We start from the raw sequence: 20,540 nt of genomic DNA on the forward strand, positions 1-20,540 counted from the left end.
GCTCTTGGTAGGTGTCGACCTTGGTCGACACGTGGATCCACGCCATGCGTGGATGCGTCTTGCCGGGAACGCGTCTGGGAACAAATGCCGCTGACCGGTGCGTGTGCCCGCTATGATCGGCGGATGCTCGCCCTCTTCGATTCCGTGCGCCATTGGCTTGATGGCATCGCCCACCTGGGAACGATCCTGGCGGTGGCCTATCTGCTGTACCTGCTCGCCCTGACCGGCTGGATCATGCTGCAGAAGCGCGAGCCGGTGGCCACGCTGAGCTGGATCCTGTCGCTGGCGCTGCTGCCCTACCTCGGCCTCTTCATCTACTACCTGCTGGGGCCGCAGAAGGTGAAGCGGCAACGGCTGCGACGCGGTCGCGCGCGCTCGGGCATGGAGCACTACAGCGATGTCTGCCCACCCGATGCCGACTGCACCGAGCTGGCCAAGATCGCGCAGGCGACGACTGGGCTGGCGCCAAGCACCGCCACCGAAGTGACCTGGCTGGTCGACGGCGCAGCCACCTATGCTGCGCTGCTGGAAGCGGTGGCGCAGGCCCGTGACCATGTGCATCTGGAGTACTACATCTTCAATCCCGACCGCGCCGGCACCGCGTTGCGGGATGCCTTGCTGGAACGGGCGAGCGCCGGTGTGCAGGTACGGCTGCTGCTGGACGCGGTGGGCTCCTCCGCCGTGCGCCAGCGCTTCCTGCAGCCCCTGCTGGATGCCGGCGCGGACGTGGTCTGGTTCCATCCGCGGCAGCTGCTGAAGCCGTTCAAACGCCCCTGGTTGAACCTGCGCACGCACCGCAAGCTGGTGATCGTCGATGGCCGGCTGGCGTTCACCGGCGGCATCAATATCACCGACGACGAAGACGAAAGTCGCAACCCGAATGCCTATCGCGATCTGCACATGCGCCTGCGCGGGCACGTGGTGCGCAGCCTGCAGTTGGTGTTTGCCGAGGACTGGTTGTACGCCAGTGGCCAGGATCACTCGCGGTTCGACATCGCCCGGCTGTGGCCGAGCGATATGGCCCTGCGCGGCGACGGCGCGATCGACGCGCAGGTGCTGGTCTCCGGCCCGGATTCGGGATGGGAGACGATCCACAGACTGCATGTGGCCGCCATCCAGGAAGCACGTGAGCGGGTCTGGCTGGTGACGCCTTACTTCGTACCTGGCGAGGCGGCGCGGATGGCGCTGACGTCGGCGGCACTCGGCGGCCTGGACGTGCGCCTGCTGGTGCCGAAGATGAGCGACTCCTGGTTCGTCACCCAGGCCGCCCGCTCGTACTTCGACGAACTGCTGCATGCGGGAGTGAAGATCTACGAGTACGGTCCGCGCATGCTGCATACCAAGGCCTTCATCGCCGACGATGATGTCTGCATCGTTGGCAGCGCCAACTTCGACCACCGCAGCTTCCGCCTGAACTTCGAGCTGTCGATGATGATCAGCGACCGTGGCCGGGTGGCGGAACTGTCCCTGTTGCTGCAGTCCGAGTTCGAGCGTGCCACCCGCGTACACGACCAGGCAGGACGCTCGCTGTGGCTGCATCGGTTGCCCGAGGCCTTCGCGCGATTGGCCTCGCCGCTGCTGTGAGGCAGCGCTACACTGCGGCGGTGGCCCGGGGAGACTGACAATGTACTGGCTGTACCTGCTGCTGGCGCTGGGCTGCTTCGCCTTTGCGTTGAAAACACCGAACATGGGGCTGATGTCACTGGCCCTGCTGGGCGCCCTCGCCTTCCTGCTGGCGTGGGTGCGTGGCCGTTACGTCGCACGCTTTGGCGACCTTCAGCGCGATCCGGCGACACTGGTGGACAGCGACGAACTGCGGCGTCTGCGCGAACAGGCCAAGGTGACTCCGGCCGACGGCAGCGACCCTCCCTCTTACTCCCCGTAGTCCCGTTCCATGACCCAGCTCAGCGTCAACGTCAACAAGATCGCCGTCCTGCGCAACTCGCGTGGCGGTGCCGAACCGGACGTGGTGCGTGCCGCCCAGGCCTGCCTGGATGCAGGCGCGCATGGCATCACCGTGCACCCGCGGCCGGACCGCCGCCACATCACCGCCGAGGACGTGCTGGCACTGTCGGCGCTGACCCGTGCGCGGGGCGTCGAGTTCAACATCGAAGGCAACCCGTTCGCGCCGCCGCGTGAGGGCTACCCCGGGCTGCTGCCGCTGTGCGCGCAGACGCGCCCGGCACAGGCCACGCTGGTTCCCGATGGCGATGGCCAGATCACCTCCGACCATGGTTTCGACTTCGAGCGCGACGCGCAGCGACTGCGCCCGCTGGTGGCCGAACTGAAGGCGATGGGCTGCCGGGTGAGCCTGTTCGTGGATGCCGGCAACCCGCTGCTGGAACAGGCGGCCGAGGTCGGCGCCGACCGCATCGAGCTGTACACCGGCCCGTATGCCGAGGCCCATGCTGCTGGCGACGTACGGGCAATGCTTGAACTGTTTGCCACCGCCGCACGCCGTGCACAGGCCGTCGGCCTGGGTGTGAATGCCGGACACGACCTGTCGCAGGACAACCTGCGTGACTTCCTGGCCGATGTGCCGGAGGTGCTGGAGGTCTCGATCGGCCACGCGCTGATCGGCGAGGCGCTGTACGACGGCCTGGATGCCACGGTGAAGGGTTACCTGGCACTGCTGTAGCAGTGCATGGGACTTCCCCGGCAGATTGAAGCCGGAGGACGTGCGGCAGGTCGCCGTATTCCGGCCTGGCGTGCGTCCCTGTAGCCGATCTTCCCATCGCAGCTGTTGAGACACCCGTGGCCCATGCTGGCCTGCCGCGGCGATGGCGCGCGCCCGGTCGCAAGCCACGCAACCCTGTGGACAAGTCTGGGGTCAACGTGCGGTCCCATACGCCTCCGCCCCTACAGCTACGTGAATCCTGCCCGCTTGCGCCGCCTGTGGTTAGCAATAACACTAATATCTCGTAACGGCCGGAGGGCAACATGCAGCACCCCCCTCGCAACGCCCAGGCCGCCATCAAGGGCCGAGGTTCCACGTCCCACCTTGCCGGGCGCTTCGAAAGCACCGTCAGCGAGGCGGTGGACGACGGCTGGGCGATGGACGAGAGCGAAGAATTCCTCGCCCCTCGCCTGCGCACCGAAGTGCGTGCCGAGACCGCGCGCAGCATCATCAGCCGCAACAACTCGCCGGACGTTGGCTTCAGCCAGTCGGTGAATCCGTATCGAGGCTGCGAGCACGGCTGCTCGTACTGCTTCGCGCGCCCCTCGCATGCCTATCTGAACCTGTCGCCCGGGCTCGACTTCGAGACCAAGCTGTTTGCCAAGACCAACGCGCCGCAGCTGCTGCGCAAGGAACTGTCGAAGCCGGGCTACGTGCCGCAACCGATCGCGCTGGGCATCAACACCGACGCGTACCAGCCGATCGAGCGCAAGTTCAAGCTGACCCGTCAGCTGATCGAGGTGATGCTCGAAACCAAACACCCGTTCTCGCTGATCACCAAGAACGCGCTGGTCGAGCGCGACATCGATCTGCTCGCACCACTGGCGGCGGAGAACCTGGTCAGCGTGCATTTCTCGGTGACATCGTTGGATCCGCACCTGTCGGCAAAACTGGAGCCGCGTGCCTCGGCACCCCATGCGCGCCTGCGTGCGATGAAGCGCCTGCATGAAGCGGGCATTCCCGTCGGTGTGATGGTGGCGCCGGTGATTCCCTGGATCAACGACAGCGAACTGGAAGCCGTTCTGGAGGCTGCGCACGATGCCGGCGCCAGCACCGCAGGCTACGTACTGCTGCGCTTGCCGCTGGAAGTGGCGCCGCTGTTCCGCGATTGGCTGGATACCCATCATCCGGATCGTGCCGCGCATGTGATGAGCACGATCCAGCAGCTGCGTGGCGGCAAGGATTACGACAGCCAGTTCGGCACGCGCATGCGTGGCCAGGGCGTATATGCGGAGCTGTTGAGCAACCGCTTCAAGCTGGCGCGCAAGCGCCTGGGCTTCAACGCGCAGAACAGCCACTGGCCGAAACTGGATCGCAGCCGGTTCGAGAAGCCGCTGCCACCGAAGGTGGATACGCCGCAGGGTTCGCTCTTCTAAGGCGTGTACATCTGCTGTCGAATGCATCAGCGGTCCGTCGCGCCGTGCTGTGCTCAGCTGGTTGATGGGCAATGCATGAAAAAACATTACCTGTGTCCATTGCACCGTTGCATCACGCCGTCATACACTCGTTACAAACATGAATTCCCGATGACTGAATGAGTCGGTCTCGGATGAGGAGCTAGGCAAGCGCATGACGCACGTTGCAACAAGGAACACCCTGCAGTCCCGTCTTCTTCTTTTGCCGCTGCTTTCCCTGCCGATGACGTTGGCAACCGCGGCAAACACTCTCGAAACCGTTCAAGTCGTCGCCACGCGCCCTGCTGGAGGTGGCGGTGTAGGCGGTTTTGGATTTGGTGGCGGCAGTGGCGTCCACCTGTCCGAATCACAGATGGACAATGGCGGCGGCGGTGCGATTCCGACCGAAACCGCGAAGGAGCAGCCGACCGATGACAAAGAGAAGGACTGCAATGGTCGCAAGGGCAATCCTGTCGTTCTCTACAGCGGTAACAAGGTCGAGCCGGAACTCGATTTCGCCAGTCAGGGCGAAATGGGCCTGTTCCTGCAGCGCAATTACAATCATTACTGGAGCGCGACTGGACTGTTCGGCAATCACTGGCTGAGCAACTTCGACTATTCGCTCGCATTCACCGATGCAAATCAGCTGGCGTGGGTGCAACGGCCCGACGGTCGCCGCATCAAGTACCTCAAGGATGCGGCCAGCGGTCGTTGGTATGAGGACAAGGCCCAGCCCATCGCGTACCTCTCCGCGAACGGCGATGGCACGTTTACGCTTCGAAACGAAAACAATGGGGCGGAGACCTACAACGCCGAGGGCTACATCACCCGACTCAGCAATGAGCAGGGTGTGAGCTGGACATTCTCCTATGTTGACCGCTACCTGCAGAAGGTGACCCACTCCTCTGGACGTAGCATCAGCTTTGGCTGGGCCAACGGGCAGGTTACCCAGGTGACCGATCCGGCCGGCAACATCTATCGCTACACCTATACCCCCAGTGTGTTCGGGAACGGACGTGGCCGGCTCGCCAGCTCGACGCTGCCAGGCACACCTGCAACGACGATCAGCTACCACTACGAAGATGCCCGCTTCCCGGGAGCCCTGACCGGCAAGTCTTTTGATGGCGTGCGCTATTCCACTTTTGCCTACGATGCGGAGCGGCGCGCCATCAGCACGGAGCACAATGGTGGCGTTGAACGGTTCCGCTTCAGCTACGCGGTTCGCAGCACCGAACCGGTGCTTCCGCCCCCCGCACCGACTCGGCCAGGTGGTTTCCGCACCGACGAAGAGCGTGGATGGTGCGAACAGCGCCCCGGAGGCTCACGCATCTGCTACCAGCCACGCTCGCTGCCTGTCGATTCGCTGCCGATGGAGAGTGCTCTGGGTATGACGGCCGCCGCATCGCCTGGCCTGACGCGTCCGGTGGACATTGACGTCACCGTGGTCAATCCCCTCGGCCGTAGCACCACCTACACGTTCAAGGACGGAAAGATGGTGTCGACTAAGGGCGATCCATCGCCGAACTGCCCGGCAAGCTACAAGGAGCAGAGCTATGACGCGAACGGTTACCCCGACCTGGTTCATGACTTCCAGGACAATCTGACCAACTTTGACTACAGCGCACAGGGCTACCTGCTCAAGCGGGTGGAAGCTGTTGGCAGCTCTGCCGAACGCACCACGCTGCAGGAGTGGGATACCACGCGGAACCGACTGCTCAAGACAACGGTCGTGGGTGATCTCGAAGCTGCCTACACCTATGACGATCGTGGAAACGTAGCCAGTGTAACCGAGCGCAATTTGACGGCACGCGGGGTGCCCAGCCAGACGCGGGTGACCCGGAGCGTCTATACCTACCATCCCAATGGATTGAAGGCCTCCATCAAGGTCGACGGACCGCTTGCACAGGATGACGTTACCTCCGTCTTCAACAGCCAAGGCGATCTGGCCAGCGTCACCAACGCACTCGGTCATACGGTCAGCTACTCCAACTTCAACGGACTGGGCTTACCGGGACGCATCGTCAATGCGAACGGTGGCGTGAGGGAGCTGACGTACGATGGACGTGGCCGTGTTGTGTCCGACAGAACCAGTTCCGCAACAGGCTGGGCCACCACGACCATTGGCTACACCCCTGCAGGCGATATTGCCTCGCTCACGCAGCCCGATGGAGTGACCATCCGTTACAGCTACGATGCCGGACGTCGCCTGATACAGGAAGTCCGTTCAATGGGAGACGGCAAGTGGGCGTGGACGCGCCATAGTTACAACAACGCTTCCAATCGCACGCGTACCGAGGTCTCGCACACCGACTATCCGATCGATACGGTGGTCACAGGAACGATTGACGAGATCACCCATGACGGGCAGTGGAACTGGTTCGTGCGTGGCTGGGCCTGCTCCACTGGATCGGCTGGGTCGATCCAGGTAGATGGCTACGCCGATGGCAACATCTATCTGGGAAGCACTCAAGCCAACCTCGCCAGTGAGCCAGGGGTTGCTGCAGCCTGCCAAGCCTCAGGTAGTTCTTATCGATATCAGTTGCCGATCTCGCTAGCTCAGAGGCAGCAATTGGGCGGACGCAAGTTCTCCATCTATGCCCAGTCTCCGCAAGGTCGAAATCAGGATCGACCGCTTGCGAACTCAGGTGCATTCGCGATTCCATCGGCAAACATCGTCGGCGACATCGGTGGGGTGACCCAGGACGGCAACTGGAACTTCTTCGTCGAAGGTTGGGCTTGCTCGATGGGCGTGGACGCGTCGATCGATGTGCACGTCTATGCAGGAAGCTCCGCATGGACGGGGGGCACCTTCGTAGCCAGTGGCCGTGCCAACCTGGCAACGGACGGCAACGTCGCCAACGCTTGCCAAGCGCACGGCAATGCGTACTGGTTCAAGATCCCGCTCGATGCCAATCTACGATCAGCGCATGGTGACAAGGCGCTGTATGTTCATGGCATCTCGCCATGGGGCGGCGATCATCTGACGATCAATCGATCAGGAGCCTTCACCATACCCGCCGTCGTCCGCAATGCAGAACTGGTCAGCGCATCGGCATCACCCCGGCAGATATTCAATGGGGGCTCGTCGAATCTGACGTTCCAGTTCCGCAATACCGGCAACGTCGTGTGGAACCCTGGTGACACCTATCTGGCATTCGGAATCCTTCAGCTCAATGAAAGCATGGGCCTGGCTGGACCGGTGCCTCCTGGGGCAGTTGCAACCTTTACCAGAAGCGTTGGTCCGAAGAACACCGGCAATGGCAACGTCACCTTCATCTACAAGGCGCAAATGGCCTCTGGTGGTGCTGCGTGGGGCACGGAAGGGAGGGCGACATTGTCTGTTGAGAACAACAAGGGAAGCTGTGGCCGCGTTACCTGCGAACGGCCTCGGTAACAAAGGACTGTCCAAATGCCAGCACTGACGCTTGCCCTGATGGGGCTGAACGCTATTGTCTCTGTCAATACATATGAGTACGACGAACTGGGACGTGTGATTGTCGAACGCGGAAACGGCGTGCAGAACGTGCGCTATGCCTATGACGCTGAAGGGCGCGTCACCCAGGTCACCGATTCGCAGAATCGGGTTACCCGGATGAACTACGACCCGCGTGGGCGCCTGATCCAATCAATCGACGCTGCCGGGGGCACGACCCAGATCGCCTACGATCTTGCAGATCGTCCGATCCAGGTGAGCGATCCGCGAAAACTAGTCACCACCTATGAATTCGATGGCTTCGGCCAGATGTGGAAGCAGGTGAGCCCGGATACGGGAACGACGCAGCATCAGTATGATGCTGCTGGTTTGCGGACCGCGACGACGCGTGCAGATGGCAGCGTCGTTTCCTTCGGCTATGACGGCCTGGGACGAATGACTTCTGCGAGCGCCGAAGACCAGACGTTGGGCTACAGCTACGATTGGTGCGGTAATGGCAAGGGACTGTTGTGCGGCACCTCGGGGCCGGGAACAGCGACACATTTCGCCTACACGCCGAACGGCGAACTGCAGATACGCCGCGACTTCACAGATCTGTCTGGTCAGAAGACGGATCACAGCACGACGTATGGCTACGATAGCATCAATCGCCTGAGCCAGATCACCTATCCCAATGGTGACAAGGCGACCTACACCTATGGTTCCCAGGGAAAGCCAAGCGCGTTGATGGCAACCGTCGACGGTACTCAGCGCTCAATCATCTCGCAGGCCAACTGGAAGGTCACCGGAGCGCATGAGCAGCTGGCCTATGGCAATGGCCTCGTCCGTGGCTATAACCACGATCAGGAGGGACGGCTGACGGCAATGTCGGTCTGGGGACCCAACAGCAGCAAGGTCAGCTATTGGGACTACCAGTACAGTGGCGATGGAGAAATCACCGCCATCGTCGACGCTGTCGACCCGAACATGACCCAGATGATCGGTTATGACTCGCTGAGTCGCCTGACCCAGCTGACACGCTTTGGCGTCACCAACACGCTTTCCTACGACGCCGGCGGCAATCACGACCGCTATCAGGCCGGCAATCAGTTGACCCAGTACAGCATCGACCCGGGGAGCAATCGGGTGCTGAACTACACCAACCAGGACGGCAGCCGCCAGTACCAGTACGACGCACTGGGAAATCGTATCAGCGAGACTGCGGGCAGCCGGATCAGCACCTTCGAGTACGACGCCTTCAATCGCATGAGCCGCAGCAACATCGGAGGCGCAACGACCGACTACGTGCTGAATGCGCAGGGACAGCGCGTTGCGAAGATCAACCAGAGCACCAACAGCCGCTACTTCTACGCCGGTCAGAACCAGCTCATGACCGAGCTGAACAACGGCGTGTGGACCAACTACTTCTGGTTCGAAGGTGAACTGGTGGGGCTGGCGCGCAGTGGTCAGCACAATTACGTGCATACCGATCATCTCGGACGCCCGGAGTTCGTGACCAGCCCGGACCAGCACACTGTCTGGAAGGCATACAACTACGCCTATGGGCGCAGCGTGCAGAAGGATGAAATCGGTGGGTTGAACATTGGCTTCCCGGGCCAGTACTACGATGCAGAAAGCGGGCTTTGGTACAACGGCTTCCGTGACTATGACGCAAGCATTGGCCGGTATGTGCAGAGTGATCCGATCGGGTTGGTCGGAGGAACCAATACGTACGCCTATGTTGGCGGCAACCCAATCAATTCGGTTGACCCCCTCGGGCTTCAGGCTCGCGCACTGCGTCCGACCTACTATCCAGGCAACTACGCCACAGGTGGTTCTGAAGAGTACGGTGGTCCTCGATTGGATGCTGGGAGTTTTGGCATCTTCGGAACTATCGTGCTTGTTTCTCCTTCACTCCCTCAGCTTGCGAGAGCGCTCTACAACAAGCCACCAGCCGACGCAACAGATCCCAACGGTGCGAAGGCTCCGGGTCTCCCTGGCGAGGTTGAGGGATACTGTGCACCCAAGAAGGGGCCTCAGTGGGTTAAGAGCCCGAATGGCAGAGGGAGTGGATGGCTCGACAAATCCGGAGATGTTTGGGTTCCCTCTGGCCAAGGAGGGGGTGCCCATGGTGGACCTCATTGGGACGTTCAATCCCCCAATGGGGACTACATCAATGTCTACCCTGGTGGAAGAAGGCGCTGATTCTATGCTGAAGCTGGAAATTGAATCCTTGAGGTTCTATTCACGACTGGACGAGGATGCGTTCTTCTCCAGGTTGAGTAAAACATCGGGCGTGGTGTCTGTTGAGGGCTTTCTCAGAACGATCAACGTCTCTGTTGATCCGTCGGCTGTGGATGAGGACGGTATGAGAGAGCTGATTTCGCTGTTCCAACGCTATGGAATCGATATGCACCAGTTGCGGGAGCTCGAGACGAAAGAGTTCAGCACTTGGATGCGGAACAGATCCGCCTACTGGTTCAAGTCGATGTATCCGGACCAGTGAGCACGTGACCTGAAGATCATCTACTGGCTGCGCATCGCGTTCCTGTGGATGCTTCCATTGAACGTTCTGCTGCTGACGGCCGGCAAGCTGATGTCGGGCGACGCGCTTGGAGAAGAAGAGCTCGTTGGCTTCGGTGTGGCGGTGTTCGGCGCTTTGGCGGGCGGGATTCTCTATCGCCGCCGCCCTCGATAGCGTCGAGCTTGCTCGACGGAACCTGGAGCGAAGTCGAGCAAGCTCGACTCTACGAGGACGCTACCCCCCAAACAACTTCTGCGCACTCTGGAACAAAATCCAGCTGGTGGCGATGAATTTGTCGCCGCCCTGCGGGCGGTTGCCGCGATGGGTATGGGTGAACGCCGTCGGTGCGATCAACAGGCTGCCGGTGCGCGGCGCGATCTTCCGGCCCTGGAACAGGAACTCGGTTTCGCCTTCTTCGAAGTCGTCGTTGAGGTACAGCGTCCACAGCAGGTGGCGGTGCAGCGTGTCGGCCTGCGCATCCTTCGGGTACAGCTCGCAGTGCCAGTACGGGTAGCCGCCCTCGCCCGCTGCGTACCACTGCAGGTTGATCGCGCCCGGGCGCAGGCAGGTGCGCGCCAGATCCGCAAGCTGCTCCGGTGCCATGTCGGGAAAATCCTCGGCCGACAGACGTCGCGGCTGGCCGTTGCTGTCCTGGATCTGCAACATCAGCGGCGCGATCAATGCCTGTGGATAACGGCGTAGATAAGTCTGCAGACCGGCAAAAACCGCCTGCTGCAGCTGCTGGTCGACATCCTGCCATCCGTCCAGGCCGCTGATCCGCAGATCCTTGCTGTGCTTGAGTTCCGGGAACACGCCGCTGCCCACTGCACCGGGTTTCAGGCCCTGACTTGCACGCATGCGGGCGACGATCGCAGCGCACACGTCGCTGGGGACGGCGTTGTGGATGACCTCGATGAAATCGACAGGGCCCGGCTCGTGCATGCGTGCATTCCTTCGACGGCAAGGGCTTGATGGTGCCGTTTGCAGCCGCTGCTGTCACCCTGCGGTCATGTCATCAATCTGCCATGACCGCTGTAGGGATGGCCGCTGTCAGACGCTCTTCGCGTCATGCTCCTGGTGATAACGCACGGCCTCGGCGACCTCTTCGCGCGAACCGAGGAACACCGGCACGCGTTGGTGCAGCTGGTCGGGTTGCAGGTCGATGATGCGTTCGCGACCAGTCCAGGCCGTACCGCCCGCCTGCTCCACCAGCAGCCCCATCGGGTTGGCTTCGTACATCAGGCGCAGCTTGCCGGCCTTGCCCGGTTCCTTCTTGTCCCACGGGTAGATGAAGATGCCGCCGCGGGTCAGGATGCGATGCACGTCGGCGACCATGCTGGCGATCCAGCGCATGTTGAAGTTCTTGCCGCGCGGGCCTTCCTTGCCGGCCAGCAGATCTTCCACATAGGCCTGCATCGGCGCTTCCCAGTGGCGCTGGTTGGACATGTTAATGGCGAACTCCTGGGTGGCCGCCGGGATCTGCATGTTCTCGGTGGTCAGCAGGAACTCGCCGGTTTCGCGGTCGAGGGTGAAGGCGTGGGTACCGTGGCCGACGGTCAGCACCAGCTGCGTGCTGGGACCGTAGATGCAGTAGCCGGCGGCGATCTGCTTGCTGCCCGGCTGCAGGAAGGCGTCATCGCCAGGCAGTTCGACGTTGGTCGGGCAACGCAGCACCGAGAAGATGGTGCCGACGGAGACGTTGACGTCGATGTTGGAGCTGCCATCGAGGGGATCGAACAGCAGCAGGAAATCGCCGCGCGGGTAGATGTCCGGCACCGGCTGGCTGTGGTCCATTTCCTCCGATGCGCAGGCAGCGAGGTGACCGCCCCAGGCGTTGGCTTCCAGCAGGATCTCGTTGCTGATGACATCCAGCTTCTTCTGCGCTTCGCCCTGCACGTTGCCGGTGCCGGCTTCGCCGAGCACGCCACCGAGGGCGCCCTTGCTGACGGCGATGGAGATGCTGGTGCAGGCGCGGGCGACGACCGCGATCAGCTGGCGCAGGTCGGCGTTGATGCGGCCGGCGTGCTGCTGCTGGATCAGGAAGCGGGTCAACGAGGTACGGGACATGGGCGGGCAGGTCTCGGCAACGGGGAAACGACTATTGTCGCTGGTCTGACTTGCGCGTGGGTGAGCGGGGAGGGCGTAATCGTTTCCAGATGCGTTGCGCTGTGTGGCGCTTCCCTTTCGTCGAGGCACGCAGGAGGGGGAGACAATGCAGGACACGCTGCAAGTACGTCCATGTAAGCTCGATGGCGCCATCCATGGCGCCAACGGTCCTGCATTGCCTCCCCCTCCCGCGTGCTTCAGGGTTGGCTGCGCGCGCGGAGGGTGTGGCAAGGCAGGAGCAAAAACAAAGGCGCCTTGCGGCGCCTTTGTTTTCAAACCACTGGAGTGGTGCTTCAGCCCTTGGCGACGGTGGCCACGGCCTTGGCGACGTATTCCAGGTTGTTCTGGTTCAGCGCGGCCACGCAGATGCGGCCGGTGCCGACGGCGTAGATGCCGAACTCGTCGCGCAGGCGCTCGACCTGTTCGCGGCTCAGGCCGGAGTACGAGAACATGCCGGCCTGCTCGTTGATGAAACCGAACTGCGGGGCACCGGCGGCGGCCAGCTTCTCGACCAGGCCCTGGCGCAGGGCGTGGATGCGCTCGCGCATCTCGGTCAGTTCCTGCTCCCACATCGCGCGCAGTTCCGGGTTGGTCAGCACGCCGGCAACCAGTGCAGCACCGTGCGTGGACGGGCTGGAGTAGATCGTGCGGATCACGCGCTTGACCTGCGACTGCACGGCCTTGGCGTCAGCGGCGGTCGGCGCCACCATCGACAGCGCACCCACGCGCTCGCCATACAGCGAGAACGACTTGGAGTACGAGTTGGCGACGATGAAGCTGTCGATGCCGGCCTCGGCGATGATGCGCACCGCGGCGCCGTCCTGCTCGATGCCCTTGTCGAAGCCCTGGTAGGCCATGTCGATGAAGGGGAACAGCTGGCGGTCCTTCAGCAGCTGCGCGACCTGCTTCCACTGGCTGACGGTGAGGTCGGCGCCGGTGGGGTTGTGGCAGCAGGCATGCAGCAGCACCACGGTGCCCGCTTCCAGCTTGCCCAGGTCGGCCAGCAGGCCGTCGAAGTTCACGCCATGGGTGGCCGGGTCGAAGTAGGTGTAATCGACCACCTCGAAACCAGCGGCGCTGAACACGGCGCGGTGGTTTTCCCAGCTCGGGTTGCTCAGCGCGACGGTGGCGTGCGGCAGCAGCTTTTTCAGCACGTCGGCGCCGACGCGCAGCGCACCGCTGCCACCGACGGTCTGTGCGGTGGTGACGCGGCCGGCGGCCAGCAGCGGCGAATCCTTGCCGAACACCAGCTCACGGGTAGCCTGGGTGTACGCCGGCAGGCCATCGATCGGCAGGTAGCCGCGCGGTTTGGCTTCGTTGGCGAGCTGCTGCTCGATCTGCTTGACGGCGCGCAGCAGCGGAATGCGGCCGCTCTCGTCGTAGTAGATGCCCACACCCAGGTTGACCTTGGTCGGGCGGCTGTCGGCGTTGTACGCCTCGGTCAGGCCCAGGATCGGGTCGCCTGGGACCAGTTCCACGTTTGCAAAGAAGGACACGGCGGTACTCGTTCGGTAGACGGAAAGGGGGAGGAATTGCGCCACGCGGCTTGCGGCCTGTCGGCCGAAACCGACCCATCGTAACAAAGCCTGCCGGGGCTGGCCGCCGCCATCGTCATCCGCCTGCCCGTACCATGGCGTGCGTTGCCGCCCGATCCATCAACCTGAATCATGAATCCCGCCGCACGACGTCATTGCCTGCCGCTGTCCGCCCTGCTGCTGTCGCCTTTGGCGGTGGGGGCCGAGCCCTCGCCCACCGCGCTGCCGGCTGTGCAGGTGCAGGCCGCGCGGGTGCCAGGCGTGGATCCCTTCGCCCTGCCCGCCAGCCTGGATACGGTGTGGATCGATGCTGACCGTGCCGGCCCCAACGCGCAGCTGTCCGAGGCGCTGGGCGGGGTGCCGGGCCTCCTGGCCCGCGACCGGCAGAACTTCGCGCAGGACACCCAGCTGTCGATCCGAGGCTTCGGCGCACGCTCGACCTTCGGCGTGCGCGGGGTGCGTGTGCTGATCGACGGCGTACCGGCGACCATGCCCGATGGGCAGGGCCAGCTGTCGCACGCCAGCCTGCTCGGTGCCGAGCGCATCGAGGTGCTGCGCGGGCCGTTCTCGGCCCTGTACGGCAACTCGTCCGGGGGCGTACTGCAGGTGTGGAGTGCGCAGGGCCAGGCCGGTGACCCTTGGCGGCTGCGCGTGAATGCCGGTGCCGACAACACGCTCAGCGTCGGCGCGCAGCTGCGCGGGGCCGGCAAGAGCATCGACTACAACGTGGCCGCCAACCATTTCAGCACCGATGGTTGGCGTGACCACAGCCGTGCGCGCCGCGAGTCGTTGAACGCGCGGCTGGGCACCGAGTTCGCTGGCGGCCGCCTGGAACTGCTGCTCAACGCGCTGCACGCGCCCAACGCGCAGGACCCGCTGGGACTGAGCCGCGCGCAGGTGGCGGCCGACCCGCGTCAGGCGACGGCGGTGGCCCACCAGTACAACACCCGCAAATCGGTGCGCCAGCAGCAGGCCGGCCTGCGTTGGACGCGGGAAGCCGGCGCGCAGCGCTGGCAGCTGATGGGCTATGCCGGGCAGCGCGCGGTGACCCAGTACCTGCCGATTCCGCCAGGACCGCAGGCCAACCCATTGCATGCCGGTGGCGTGATCGACCTGGATGGCGGCTATGGCGGGCTGGACGCACGCTGGGGCTGGAACGGCGATCTGTGGGGCCGCCCGCTGGATCTGGTGGTGGGCGTGAATGCCGATCGTCAGCGCCAGCACCGCACTGGCTACGAGAACTTCATCGGCACCTCCCTGGGCGTGCGCGGGCGCCTGCGCCGCGACCAGATCGACATCGTGCAGAACGTGGACCAGTTCGCCCAGGCGTGGTGGCAATGGAGCCCGCGCTGGTCGCTGTTGGCCGGAGTGCGCCACAGCACGGTGCGCTTCGAATCGGATGATCGCTACATCGCCGGGCGCAACCCGGACGACAGCGGCCGCCGCCGCTACCAGGCCACCACGCCGGTGGCGGGAGTCAGCTTCGAGGCCAGCCCGCAGTGGCGCCTGCACGCGGCCGTGGGCCGTGGATTTGAAACCCCGACGTTCAATGAGCTGGGCTACCGCGCCGATGGCCAGGCCGGGCTGGCGCTGGATCTCGCGGCTGCCCGCAGCCGCAGCCTGGAAGTGGGCAGCAAGTGGCACGCACAGGATGGAAGGCAGCTCGATGTAAGCCTGTTCCGCGCAGATACAGACGATGAGCTGGCCGTTGCCAGCAATACCAACGGTCGCAGCACGTACCGCAACATCGGCCGTACCCGCCGCCAAGGTGTGGAGCTGCAGTACCGGCAACCGCTGGCCGAGCAGCTGGAGCTGCAGCTGGCCTGGACCTGGCTGCAGGCGCAGGTGCGCTCGCCCTACCTGGCCTGCGCGGCCAGCAACTGCGCAGTGCCCGATACCGTGGTTGCCGCCGGCAGCCGCCTGCCCGGCGTGCCCCGGCAGCAGGCGTATGCGCGCCTGCAGTGGTCGCCGGGGGACTGGCAGTGGGCGCTGGAAGCTGCCGCCAGCAGCGACGTGGTGGTGAACGACATCGCCACCGAGCGCGCGCCGGGATACGCGCTGCTGGACCTGGAGGCCGGCCGCAGCTGGAGGCTGCAGGCCGGTGAGCTGCGTGCATTCGCGCGTATCGACAACGCGCTGGACCAGCGCTACATCGGCTCGGTGATCGTGAACGACGGCAACGGCCGGTTCTTCGAACCGGGGCCGGACCGCCGCGCCAGCGTGGGGCTGCAGTGGTCATGGCGCTGAAGCGGTAGTGCCGGCCGCTGGCCGGCAACGCTCCGTGCAGGGGATAAGGTTGCCGGCCAGCGGCCGGCACTACCCGTCAAACGGAGGCCCTGGCCGGCGTGGCGATCAATCCGGGGCCTTGGCTGGCACGAACGGCGAGGTCGGGTCGCTGGCCGGGAAGGTCTCTTCCAGCGCCTCGTCCTGGTTGTCGCTGGCATGCTGCTTGCGCTCGCGCCGCTTCAGCGGGCTTTCCTGGCCGCCGCGATTGCGATCGCCACAGTCCTTGCGGTCCTGTGCGGCCTGTTCAGGTCGACGCACGACGGGCAAGGCGCCCTCGTCTGGTGTCGACATGCCCGCGCCGCGGTCCTCGGCGTCGGCCAGATCGTGTTTGCCGCGCTGCTCGCCCGGCTCGGGGGTGTGGTTCTCACGCAGGGGGTCACGGGTGGTGGTCATGGGGCATTCCTCCGGTAGGCCTCCACTACAGCGCGGACGAAGTAAAGCCACTGCGAACCTGGCGTCATGAACATCTTTGTCACGACTGGATAACGGCACCGCGCGTATTCCTGCCCACCCGCCCTGCTGCAGGAGCCGGCCATGCCCCGTCTTGAACGCCCCGCCCCGTCCGTGTTCAACGCCCTGCTGGATCCGCTGGGCCAGCGCAGCGCGCAGCGCCGGACCCGCCGCACGGAGGATCCCCAAGCGGTGGCGCAGGATTACCTGCAGTACATGCTGAGCGACTACGAAGAACGCCGCGCACAGGGGCATCGCAACTGGCGCGACCTGTGCCCGGTATATGCCTTCGCGCTGACCACGCACGCCGCCGACTGGCCGCGTGGCGGTGGCGCCGATACCTGTGGCGAATTGGCCGAGCACTGGGACCAGATGCGCGGACAGTCGCGCCTGAACTGGGCACAAGCGCAGCCGGTGGTGGAAGATGCCTGGCGCGCGCTGGACCATATCCCGGCCGCTGCGGTGAGGCCGCTGCTGCAGTAGTGCCGGCCGCTGGCCGGCAGCTCGATGATGCGTGGGATGCCGGCCAGCGGCCGGCACTACCCGCACGGCGTGCACGTTGTCGACACGAGCGTTTCACGGCGGCCGGCTGAAGCTGGCTACCCCTGCTGAAACCCAGGTGCGCATCATGGCCCGCCCGATCTGGACCGGCACACTTTCCTTCGGCCTGCTCAACGTACCGGTCTCGCTGATGTCCGGTGAACGCAAGGTCGACCTGCACTTCCGCATGCTGGATTCGCGCGACCGCAAACCGATCCGCTTCGAACGGGTCAACGCGGACACCGGCGAAGAAGTGCCGTGGAAGGACATCGTCAAAGCCTACGAGTACGACAAAGGCAGCTACGTTGTGCTGGAGGAAGACGATATCCGTTCGGCGGCCCCGGAGAGCCATGAGACGGTGGAGGTGGAGACCTTCGTCGACGCCACGCAGATCGATCCACGCTACTACGAAAAACCCTATCTGCTGGTGCCGGGTAAAAAAGCCGAGAAAGGCTACGTGCTGCTGCGGGAAACACTGCGCAGCACCGGCAAGGTCGGTATCGCACGGGTGGTGGTGCGCACGCGCGAGTACCTGTGCGCGGTGATGCCCAACGACGACGCACTGGTGCTGATGATCCTGCGCTATCCGCAGGAACTGGTCGAGCCTGACGACTACAAGCTGCCCAGTGGAAAGCTCGCCGACTATCGCATCACCAGCAAGGAAACGGCGATGGCCGAGCAGCTGATCGAGTCGATGGCGGGCGACTGGGATCCGTCGCAGTACCACGATGAATTCCGCGAGCGCCTGCAGCAGGTGCTGAACAAGCGCATCAAGTCCAAGGGTGGGACCACCAAGGTGGAGGACGAGCCGGCACCGCGCGAGGACGCCAGCACCAACGTGGTGGACTTCATGGCATTGCTGCAGAAGAGCCTGGATGCCAACAAGCGCACGCCGGCAAAGAAGGCAGCAGCTCGCAAGGCACCGGCCAGGAAGACAGCGGCGAAGAAGGCACCGGCAAAAAAGGCCCCTGCGAAGAAGGCTGCAAAGAAGACCGCCGCGCGACGCAAGGCAGGTTGAGCCATGTCGTTGCATCAGTACCGGCGCAAGCGTCGACTGGGCGGAGGCAGCGGGCAGACCCCCGAGCCGGATGAGGCGCCTGCACGGGGCAACCCGAAGCGACGGCCGATCTTCGTGGTTCAACTGCACCACGCCAGCAGCCGACACTACGATTTCCGCCTGGAAATGGATGGCGTGCTGAAGAGCTGGGCGGTGCCGAAGGGGCCGTCGCTGCGGGTGGGTGAGAAGCGCCTGGCGGTGGAGGTGGAAGACCACCCGCTGTCCTATGCCGGCTTCGAAGGTGATATTCCCGAAGGACACTATGGCGCCGGCCACGTCGATGTGTTCGACCACGGCAGTTGGGCCTGCGAAGGTGATCCGCTGCAGGCACTGGCGGCCGGCAAAATCGACTTCGTGCTGCATGGGCAGCGTCTGGCCGGTGGCTGGAAGCTGGTACGCACGGCGATGAAGGGGCGCCAGGTGCAGTGGCTGCTGATCAAGCGCGACGACGAGCAGGCGCGGGATGCCGAAGCGGATGATCTGCTGCACGCGCCGGCAACCAAATCTGCGAAGGCGGCCCGCGCCTCTACGAAGAAGGCAGCGTCAGCGCCGCGTACCGCACACCCACGCAAGGCCGATGCACGCTGGCGTGCGCGCGCGCTGAAGCTGGACGGAGCGCGTGACAAGGACTACCCGCGTCAGTTCAAACCACAGCTCACCGATCATCGCGACAGCGCACCGGACGGCGAGCGCTGGCTGCACGAGATCAAGTGGGATGGCTACCGGATGCTGGCCGATCTGCATGAGGGCGAGGTAAAACTGCGCTCGCGCAATGGCCTGGACTGGACGGCGGATTTTCCCGAAGTGGTGCAGGCCGTACAGGCGCTGCCCGTGCGCGATGCACGCCTGGATGGAGAACTGGTGGTGCTGGACGACAACGGCCGCAGCGACTTCGCCGCGCTGCAGCGGGTGATCGACGGCAGCTCGAAACAACCGCTGCGCTACATCGTGTTCGATCTGCCGGGCGTGGCGGGGGTCGACATCAGCCGCGCGCCGCTGCTGGAACGCAAGGCACTGCTGAAGGAACTGATCGGCGATGCTGTTGGCACGCTGGCCTTCAGTGAGCACGTCATCGATCACGGCCCGGCGGTGTTCGACGCCAGCGGCAAGGCGGGCTTCGAAGGCATCGTCAGCAAGCAGATCGACGCGCCCTATGTGAACGCCCGCGCACGCAGCTGGGTGAAGGTGAAGCACGAGGACACCGATGAATTCCTGATCATCGGCCACACCGCGCCAAAGGGCTCGCGGGTGGGATTCGGCTCGCTGCTGCTGGCCACGCCGGACAAGGGCGGCCTGCGCTATGTCGGTCGGGTTGGTACCGGCTTCGATGATGAAAGTCTGCGCGCGCTGTCGGCGGTGCTTGCACCGTTGGCGGTGAAAGCAGCGGTGCTGCAGCTGCCGTCGCACGTGCCGTTCCGTGCGGACAGCGTGCGCTGGGTGAAGCCGGTGACGGTGGCCGAGGTCGCGTTCCGCGGCTGGGGCAAGGAAGGATTGCTGCGCCAGGCCAGTTTCAAGCGACTGCGCAGTGACAAGAAGAAGGAGGACCTGGCGATGAGTGCAACATCGGCCGATGACGGCGACGACGTTGCCATCACCCATCCCGAGCGCGTGGTGTTTGCGAAGAAGAAGCTCAGCAAGGGCGACGTCGCCGACTACTACCGGCAGATGGCGCGCTGGATCCTGCCGGAAATCAGTGGACGACCGCTGTCGCTGCTGCGCTGTCCCGATGGCGTGGGCAAGGCGTGCTTCTTCCAGAAGCACCACGGCCAAGGCCTGGGCGACGCCGTGCATGCAGTGCCGCTGCAGCAGAAGAGCGGGCGCGAGGACTACGTCTACATCGATGACGAACGCGGGCTGCTGCAATTGGTGCAGATGAACACCCTGGAGCTGCATCCCTGGGGGGCGACGGTGGCCGATCCCGAACATCCCGACCGGCTGGTGTTCGATCTTGATCCGGGTGAGGGCGTGAGCTGGGCCGACGTGAAGCGCGGCGCGCGCGATGTGCGCGATCGACTGCAGGAGACCGGGCTGCAGAGCTTCGTGCGGTTGTCCGGTGGCAAGGGCGTGCATGTGGTGGTGCCGCTGCTGCCCAAGGCGGACTGGGAGGACGCGAAAGCGTTCTGCGAGGCGTTCGCGCAGGCGATGGCCGAACAGGCGCCGGACCGCTACGTGGCGACGATGAGCAAGGCCAAGCGCAGCGGCGTGATCTTCATCGACTGGCTGCGCAATACACGCGGTGCGACAAGCGTGTGTTCGTGGTCGCTGCGTGCGCGCGAGAGCGCGGGCGTGGCGGTGCCGCTGCGCTGGGAAGAGCTGGCGAGGGTCGGCGCTGCCGATGCGTTTCCGATGGACAAGGCGTTGGCACGGGCGAAGCGATTGAAGGCGGATCCGTGGCAGGGCATCGACGCGCTGAAGCAGACGTTGCCGACGTCGAAGCGGTAGTGCCGGCCGCTGGCCGGCAGCTGCAGGATCATCGAGGTTGCCGGCCAGCGGCCGGCACTACCCGTATACGGGCATCGACGCGTTGAAGCAGAAGCGGCCAGTATTGACCATGCGCGC

At 64.2% G+C, this 20,540-nt stretch carries 16 protein-coding genes; 12 read left to right on the forward strand and 4 right to left on the reverse strand.

The features are described 5' to 3' along the window. The first annotated feature begins 123 nt into the window (after positions 1-123). The 8 genes from cls to CR156_RS23325 all read left to right on the forward strand — a co-directional run bounded on the left by cls (position 124) and on the right by CR156_RS23325 (position 10,181). Positions 124-1,584, forward strand: coding sequence for a cardiolipin synthase (cls, locus tag CR156_RS19875; protein WP_100554508.1), 1,461 nt, complete (start codon positions 124-126; stop codon positions 1,582-1,584). Between the two features lie 40 nt (positions 1,585-1,624). Continuing rightward, positions 1,625-1,885 carry a hypothetical protein gene (locus CR156_RS19880; protein WP_100554276.1) on the forward strand — a complete coding sequence of 87 codons (261 nt, stop codon included), beginning with the start codon at positions 1,625-1,627 and terminating at the stop codon, positions 1,883-1,885. A gap of 9 nt (positions 1,886-1,894) precedes the next feature. Further along, the gene (locus CR156_RS19885; protein WP_100554277.1) at positions 1,895-2,638 is read left to right on the forward strand and encodes a pyridoxine 5'-phosphate synthase; all 744 of its coding nucleotides are present in this window, start codon (positions 1,895-1,897) and stop codon (positions 2,636-2,638) included. Between the two features lie 302 nt (positions 2,639-2,940). After that, positions 2,941-4,053: a PA0069 family radical SAM protein gene (locus tag CR156_RS19890; RefSeq protein WP_100554278.1), complete on the forward strand. Its 1,113-nt coding sequence runs from the start codon at positions 2,941-2,943 to the stop codon at positions 4,051-4,053. Between the two features lie 193 nt (positions 4,054-4,246). After that, positions 4,247-7,465 (forward strand): DUF6531 domain-containing protein, encoded by a 3,219-nt coding sequence (locus tag CR156_RS19895; RefSeq protein WP_223880222.1) that lies wholly within the window; start codon positions 4,247-4,249, stop codon positions 7,463-7,465. Between the two features lie 15 nt (positions 7,466-7,480). Next, a complete protein-coding gene (locus CR156_RS19900; protein WP_165781028.1) occupies positions 7,481-9,688 on the forward strand; it encodes an RHS repeat-associated core domain-containing protein in 2,208 nt (735 codons plus the stop codon). After that, positions 9,660-9,989 carry a hypothetical protein gene (locus CR156_RS19905; protein ID WP_133120124.1) on the forward strand — a complete coding sequence of 110 codons (330 nt, stop codon included), beginning with the start codon at positions 9,660-9,662 and terminating at the stop codon, positions 9,987-9,989. Before CR156_RS19900 ends, CR156_RS19905 begins: the two co-directional genes overlap by 29 nt. A gap of 57 nt (positions 9,990-10,046) precedes the next feature. After that, complete coding sequence (locus tag CR156_RS23325; protein WP_263407398.1) at positions 10,047-10,181, forward strand: hypothetical protein; 135 nt, start codon at positions 10,047-10,049, stop codon at positions 10,179-10,181. Positions 10,182-10,241: 60 nt separating this feature from the next. Here the strand turns inward: CR156_RS23325 and CR156_RS19915 are convergent, their stop codons facing one another. From CR156_RS19915 to CR156_RS19925, 3 genes are all read right to left on the reverse strand, one after another. Then, positions 10,242-10,949: a 2OG-Fe(II) oxygenase gene (locus tag CR156_RS19915; protein ID WP_100554280.1), complete on the reverse strand. Its 708-nt coding sequence runs from the start codon at positions 10,947-10,949 to the stop codon at positions 10,242-10,244. A gap of 108 nt (positions 10,950-11,057) precedes the next feature. After that, positions 11,058-12,074: a class 1 fructose-bisphosphatase gene (locus CR156_RS19920; RefSeq protein ID WP_100554281.1), complete on the reverse strand. Its 1,017-nt coding sequence runs from the start codon at positions 12,072-12,074 to the stop codon at positions 11,058-11,060. A 332-nt stretch (positions 12,075-12,406) separates the two neighbouring features. Beyond that, complete coding sequence (locus CR156_RS19925; RefSeq protein ID WP_100554282.1) at positions 12,407-13,609, reverse strand: amino acid aminotransferase; 1,203 nt, start codon at positions 13,607-13,609, stop codon at positions 12,407-12,409. Between the two features lie 171 nt (positions 13,610-13,780). Between CR156_RS19925 and CR156_RS19930 the strand changes: the two genes are divergently transcribed. Continuing rightward, entirely contained in the window at positions 13,781-15,895 is a 2,115-nt protein-coding gene (locus tag CR156_RS19930) for a TonB-dependent receptor family protein (protein ID WP_100554283.1), read from the forward strand. A gap of 105 nt (positions 15,896-16,000) precedes the next feature. Here CR156_RS19930 and CR156_RS19935 read toward each other — a convergent pair whose 3' ends face one another. Then, on the reverse strand, positions 16,001-16,327 hold the full coding sequence (locus CR156_RS19935; protein WP_089241889.1) for a hypothetical protein: 327 nt from the start codon (positions 16,325-16,327) through the stop codon (positions 16,001-16,003). Between the two features lie 141 nt (positions 16,328-16,468). Here CR156_RS19935 and CR156_RS19940 point away from each other — a divergent pair, with 141 nt between their 5' ends. The 3 genes from CR156_RS19940 (at position 16,469) to ligD (ending at position 20,423) form a co-directional block, all read left to right on the forward strand. After that, on the forward strand, positions 16,469-16,867 hold the full coding sequence (locus CR156_RS19940) for a hypothetical protein (protein ID WP_100554284.1): 399 nt from the start codon (positions 16,469-16,471) through the stop codon (positions 16,865-16,867). A gap of 145 nt (positions 16,868-17,012) precedes the next feature. Next, the gene (gene ku, locus CR156_RS19945) at positions 17,013-17,942 is read left to right on the forward strand and encodes a non-homologous end joining protein Ku (RefSeq protein ID WP_100554509.1); all 930 of its coding nucleotides are present in this window, start codon (positions 17,013-17,015) and stop codon (positions 17,940-17,942) included. 3 nt (positions 17,943-17,945) lie between these two features. Further along, positions 17,946-20,423: a DNA ligase D gene (ligD, locus tag CR156_RS19950; protein WP_100554285.1), complete on the forward strand. Its 2,478-nt coding sequence runs from the start codon at positions 17,946-17,948 to the stop codon at positions 20,421-20,423. Positions 20,424-20,540: the final 117 nt, after the last annotated feature.

It is taken from the genome of Stenotrophomonas lactitubi, assembly GCF_002803515.1.
In the GTDB taxonomy this organism is placed as follows: domain Bacteria; phylum Pseudomonadota; class Gammaproteobacteria; order Xanthomonadales; family Xanthomonadaceae; genus Stenotrophomonas; species Stenotrophomonas lactitubi.

Bases quoted from the DNA above. Each gene is read 5' to 3' on its own strand.
- CR156_RS19900 (WP_165781028.1), top strand. From the start codon at position 7,481: ATGCCAGCACTGACGCTTGCCCTGATGGGGCTGAACGCTATTGTCTCT.
- ku (WP_100554509.1), top strand. From the start codon at position 17,013: ATGGCCCGCCCGATCTGGACCGGCACACTTTCCTTCGGCCTGCTCAAC.
- CR156_RS19885 (WP_100554277.1), top strand. From the start codon at position 1,895: ATGACCCAGCTCAGCGTCAACGTCAACAAGATCGCCGTCCTGCGCAAC.
- CR156_RS19915 (WP_100554280.1), bottom strand. From the start codon at position 10,949: ATGCACGAGCCGGGCCCTGTCGATTTCATCGAGGTCATCCACAACGCC.
- cls (WP_100554508.1), top strand. From the start codon at position 124: ATGCTCGCCCTCTTCGATTCCGTGCGCCATTGGCTTGATGGCATCGCC.
- CR156_RS19935 (WP_089241889.1), bottom strand. From the start codon at position 16,327: ATGACCACCACCCGTGACCCCCTGCGTGAGAACCACACCCCCGAGCCG.
- ligD (WP_100554285.1), top strand. From the start codon at position 17,946: ATGTCGTTGCATCAGTACCGGCGCAAGCGTCGACTGGGCGGAGGCAGC.
- CR156_RS19930 (WP_100554283.1), top strand. From the start codon at position 13,781: ATGAATCCCGCCGCACGACGTCATTGCCTGCCGCTGTCCGCCCTGCTG.
- CR156_RS19880 (WP_100554276.1), top strand. From the start codon at position 1,625: ATGTACTGGCTGTACCTGCTGCTGGCGCTGGGCTGCTTCGCCTTTGCG.
- CR156_RS19890 (WP_100554278.1), top strand. From the start codon at position 2,941: ATGCAGCACCCCCCTCGCAACGCCCAGGCCGCCATCAAGGGCCGAGGT.
- CR156_RS19920 (WP_100554281.1), bottom strand. From the start codon at position 12,074: ATGTCCCGTACCTCGTTGACCCGCTTCCTGATCCAGCAGCAGCACGCC.
- CR156_RS19905 (WP_133120124.1), top strand. From the start codon at position 9,660: ATGTCTACCCTGGTGGAAGAAGGCGCTGATTCTATGCTGAAGCTGGAA.
- CR156_RS19940 (WP_100554284.1), top strand. From the start codon at position 16,469: ATGCCCCGTCTTGAACGCCCCGCCCCGTCCGTGTTCAACGCCCTGCTG.
- CR156_RS19895 (WP_223880222.1), top strand. From the start codon at position 4,247: ATGACGCACGTTGCAACAAGGAACACCCTGCAGTCCCGTCTTCTTCTT.